The organism is Kitasatospora sp. NPDC056138 (assembly GCF_042264695.1).
Classification (GTDB): Bacteria; Actinomycetota; Actinomycetes; order Streptomycetales; family Streptomycetaceae; genus Kitasatospora.
The window spans coordinates 1-4,636 of sequence record NZ_JBHJVK010000148.1 but is presented as its reverse complement, the minus strand read 5'-3'; the positions used below and the strand labels follow the sequence as shown (position 1 = coordinate 4,636).

Genomic DNA, 4,636 nt, shown 5'->3' with positions numbered 1-4,636 from the left:
TATGTTTTGGCTTCCTCCGAGAGCTACACCGCAGCCGCTGACTGCAGCTAACTACGTGATTAAGCTGATTCCGCTTTGTAGTCCGCCATCGCTGACCGCGTCCCCACCGGCTCCTTCTTCGACCTCGACCGCAAGGACCCGGACCTGATCCGGCTCCGTGAGCAGGGCGCGGAGCTGGCGCTCCCGTTCGCGCTGATGGAGCGCCTGGTGAAGTCCGGAACCCCCTACGCGGAGCACGCCCGATCCCTGCGGAGCGAACCCGTGACTGTGGCCGGGGCGACGTTCGACTGGTTCGACGCCGAGCTTCCCGGCGAGATCGCCAACGAGATCAATTTGGCGGACTACCAGATCGCCGAGCACACGACGAGCGCCGTACGGCCCTCACCCGGGCCCTGGACCGCCTGTGGCTGGTCCACCCCGAGGGTTTCGACCGCGTGCGAGAATTCGTCCGGGGGCTGCTGTGGGTGGGCCTCAAGCCCAACGTCCGCACCTCCTCACTGACCAGCTCCAGCGACCCGGCGCTCCCGTACGTCATCGTGTTCTCCGCCAAGGCGTCGCGCCACATCCCGCCGAACACCGTCAGCGAGCAGCCCTCCAACCTCTACCTGGCGGAGAACATCCTGCACGAGGGCACCCACCAGTCGATCAGCTTCCACGTCCTCCAGCACCAGGTCTTCGCCGACGGGTACTCCTCCCAAACCTCCCCCAAGATCGAGATCAGATGGCGGGCCGGCCAGGGCGAGGACCGCAACCAGTTCTGGGAGATCGACCGGGCCTTCCACGCGACCTGCGTCTACAACCAGCTGCTCCGGTTCCGCCAGACCGAACTGCGCCGCGACGACCTCACGCACGCCGAGCGCGCGAGCTTCCAGAGCGCCTACGACGAGGGACTGCCGGCCGTGCGCTACCTCATGCGCGAACTCGAACTCCTCACCGAGCACTTCACCCCGCACGGGCGGGAGCTGCTGGCCGACCTGCGCCACCAGACCGACCACCTGTAGTGCCACGCTGAGCACACCCGAACGACGGAGGTCACGTGCTGGATCACCTCATCACCCACGACGACAACCTGCGGATGGTCCCCACCGGCCGGAACGAGCTGACCGCCGCAGTCGCCCGACTCCGCGAGGAACTGCGGACCCTGCCCGAGGGGAGCGACCCCGCCCGTACCCGGGTCCTGACCCGCTGGATCGGCATCGGCCAGCTGTCCCTGGGCAACCACGACGAGGCCCGGACGTTCCTCCGACAGTCGCTCGACCTCGCCGCGACGATCGGCAACAGCAGGGCCGTCGTCGCCACCGGCCTCAACCTCGGCGACGCACACCGCTACGCCGGGGACGCGCAGAGCGCGGACGCGCTCTACCGCAGCGCCCTGAGCACCGCCCGCAACCAGCACCCGGAACTGGTGGACTTCGCCCTCCAGCACACCGGCAAGCACCTGATGGAGCGCGGCGACCTCGCGGGCGCGCAGGCCCACCTGCGAGAAGCGCTGCGGCTCCGGATCGCCAAGGGGGACGCCGAGCTGGTCAAGTCCACACAGGCCGCTCTCGACCGCGTGGAGCTGCTGATCGACCAGGCCGGCGCACCGGTCGCCGACCCCGCCACACCCGGCCAGTGGAGCCGCCGGTGGACGGCCTGGCTCCAGTCCCGCACCACGACCCGAACACCGTCGCGGTGGGCACAGGACTTCCCGGCGCTCCGGGACGCCGTGGCCGGGCTCACCGCGCACCAGCGTGTGCACCTGCGCCACCTGCGTGACCAGTCGTTCCCCTCCGCGCTGCTCACCGCGATGGCGGAGGAGGCTGAGAAGGCCGTCGCCGCTGACGGCTACCTTCACAACGGCAAGTGGAACGCCGCCACCCTCGACGCCGCGAGCCACTTCGTCGGGCAGGTGGATCTCGCCGCCGTCGTGGCGCGCTTCAGCGGTCTGGCGGTCGAGCCGCCGCACACCGCCGTGTACATCGCCTACGAGGAAGGGCAGCACCTCGACTTCCACCTGGACGAGTTCGGCTTCGGCGAGGCCAACCTGATCCTGTGCCTCAAGCACGAGCGGCCTGCCGGCCTGCCCCGGGCCAGCGCCACCGTGTTCCTCGCCGCCGACGGCTACCTCGAATACGACCTCGAAGCAGGTGACTGCGTCGTGTTCGACGGTGCTCTCACACCGCACGGCCGGACGCCCCTCAGCGTCGGAGAGAGCGTCACCCTCGTCTCCTTCGGCTTCCGCGCGCGCGACCCGGGTCTGCGCACGGTCACGACCCTTCCGCCGGCCCCTGCGGTAGTGGCTCCCCTGCCCAGTCCCTGACCCACGCCCTACGGCCGCCCCAGGCGACCGCCAGTCATCTCACGCACGACCGGAGCACCACATGGAACACGCCCTCTACATCCTCGTCCTGATCACGTACTGCGTGACCGGCATCCGTTTCTACCGTGAAACGGTGGATGAGACGACCGACCTGACCACGCTGATGGACGGCACCGGCGTTCCCGGCAAGCTCCGATACGCGCGCATCGGCGAGCATCACAGCATCGAGATCTGGCCGCGCGGTCTCTCGCTCGACATCCGCGTGATCGACCTCCCCTGACCACCTCGCACCCCCGCCGCCGCCCGCGCCAACGTCCTGTACGCCTGCTCCTCCTTCTCTTACCGGTGCGCAGCGAAGGTGAAGGCGCCGCTGCGCGGCAGCGGGTGGGTGCTGATCCAACGTTAGCCGTCACCCGATCCAGCGATAGCGCCGCACCTGTTGCGCACGCTAGGGTCACCTACACCCGTGCTGATCTGCACAAAGTCATCCCTCCTCGCCTCGCGCCACACTTCTCCCCCAAGAGAACGAAGATCTACGCCCTGCTGCAGAAGGCTCTGGAGCGCTCCGGCAGGGCCGGGCTGGCGCTGTTCTCGATGCGCGGCAAGGAGTACCTGCCCGCAGTACGGGCCGAGAGCCGCATGCTGGTCGCCCATACGATGCACTTCGCCGGCGAGGTCCGCGAACTCATCGAAGCCAAGGCTTCCGGCCAGGAGATCAGCGTCTCCCAGGGCCCGGCGGAGAACCCCACCAACGTGGTCGACCTCATGGAGATCCTCAACCGCAGCATTGAAACCGCCCACGCCCGCAGCGTTGATGAATCCGGCGCAGAACCCCGCGCCGAGGCCGCGCCGCCGACCCGCGGCCGTGCCCGCGAGACCGCGCCCAGTCCCAGCCGGGCGCAGCTGAAGGCGGTCGGCGGGAAGAAGAGCACCTCCACCGTGAGGAAGGGCTGGCCGGCGGCTGGCGAGGCGGGCAAGAAGCGCGCCACCGCGTCGAAGAAGACGGCAGCGGAGGACCTGGGCGCGCTCACGAAGGCCGAGCTGTACAGGAGGGCAACCGAGTTCGACACTCCGCAGCGCTCGACCATGACCCGGGACCAGCTCCAGGACGCCGTCAAGAAGGTTCGGCGTCGCCACCTGCGCACGGCGTCCTGAGCTTGGCTCTATCGGGGATCTTGGAAATCCCCGACTTGAGCAGCGTGATTAGCGGGCAGGTTCGTGACTGTGGTGCAGGTCGACCCAGTGGCGAGGTGCGCGTTGTCCGTCCGTCCCCGTTCCGGTGAGCAGGTTCCCGCTCTGACTGTGCAGGTCGCACGGGCGAGCAACCCGAAGGGAACGACGGCGATGTGGGTGCGGGACCGGTTGGACGGGCTATGGCACGACGAGGACTTCGCCGACTGGTACTCGCGCGACGGCCGTCCCGGTCTCTCGCCCGCCCAGCTGGCTACCGTCTGCGTGCTGCAGTTCATGCTCGGCCTGTCTGACCGTCAGGCGGCGGAAGCGGTCCGCTGCCGCATCGACTTCAAATACTCCCTGGCCATGGAGCTGAACGATCCCGGCTTCCACCACGGCGTGCTGGCCGACTTCCGCGAGCGCCTCACCCATGACGACCGCGCCGATCGTCTGCTGGATCTGGCGCTCGCCCGCTTGTAGGAGGCCGGACTCGTACGCGAGCGCACCACGCAGCGCACCGACTCCACCCACGTGCTGGCCGCGGTGCGCGACCTGACCCGGCTGGAACTGGTCACCGAGTCGGTGCGTGCCGCGCTGGAGGAGGTGGCCCGCACGGCCGGGCATCTGCTGGTCGACGAGGGCTGGGGCCGCCGCTATGGCCGTCCGGTCCGGTTGGGCAAGAACCCCATCCGGCCCAAGACCCGGATCCTCGCCGCCGGCGACGACGCCCGCCGGCTGCTGAGCACCTTCACCGGCACGGGTCGGGCTATCGGCCCGGCCCGCAGGCCGAGGCCCTGCGGCGGATCGTCGCGCAGAACTACTACCGCGACACGGCAGGCCGTCTTCGCTGGCGCACCCCCGAGGACGGCGGGCTACCGCCCTCCTCGGCGGCGATCGTCTCTCCCTACGACACCACGGTCCGCTATGTTCGCCACGGGCACATCATCCGCTGGAAGGGGTTCGCCGCCCATCTCACCGAGACGTGCGACCCCGACAGCGTCAATGTGATCACGGACGTGGACACCACCTCGGCGGCCACGAGCGACGCCAGGGCCCTGCCCGGCATAAGGGTCAGGCCCACATGAGGAGTGAGGCGAGGGTGGCTGCGGCTTGGTAGGCGACGGCGGTTTTGTCGTATCTGGTGGCGAGGCCTCGCCACTG

The 4,636-nt window shown here is 69.1% G+C and carries 5 protein-coding genes; all 5 read left to right on the top strand.

Annotated features, from left to right (window positions below):
• Positions 1-434: 434 nt before the first annotated feature.
• The 5 genes from ACFC1R_RS38600 (at position 435) to ACFC1R_RS38580 (ending at position 3,955) form a co-directional block, all read left to right on the top strand.
• Entirely contained in the window at positions 435-1,001 is a 567-nt protein-coding gene (locus ACFC1R_RS38600) for a hypothetical protein (RefSeq protein WP_375946395.1), read from the top strand.
• 35 nt (positions 1,002-1,036) lie between these two features.
• Positions 1,037-2,302, top strand: coding sequence for a tetratricopeptide repeat protein (locus ACFC1R_RS38595; protein ID WP_375946394.1), 1,266 nt, complete (start codon positions 1,037-1,039; stop codon positions 2,300-2,302).
• A 61-nt stretch (positions 2,303-2,363) separates the two neighbouring features.
• Positions 2,364-2,582, top strand: coding sequence for a hypothetical protein (locus tag ACFC1R_RS38590; protein WP_375946393.1), 219 nt, complete (start codon positions 2,364-2,366; stop codon positions 2,580-2,582).
• 65 nt (positions 2,583-2,647) lie between these two features.
• Complete coding sequence (locus ACFC1R_RS38585; protein WP_375946392.1) at positions 2,648-3,457, top strand: Ku protein; 810 nt, start codon at positions 2,648-2,650, stop codon at positions 3,455-3,457.
• 147 nt (positions 3,458-3,604) lie between these two features.
• Positions 3,605-3,955 carry a transposase gene (locus ACFC1R_RS38580; RefSeq protein WP_375946391.1) on the top strand — a complete coding sequence of 117 codons (351 nt, stop codon included), beginning with the start codon at positions 3,605-3,607 and terminating at the stop codon, positions 3,953-3,955.
• Positions 3,956-4,636: the final 681 nt, after the last annotated feature.

What these genes read in the sequence shown, in the direction of transcription:
- ACFC1R_RS38590 (WP_375946393.1), top strand. Translation starts at nt 2,364, where the DNA reads ATGGAACACGCCCTCTACATCCTCGTCCTGATCACGTACTGCGTGACC.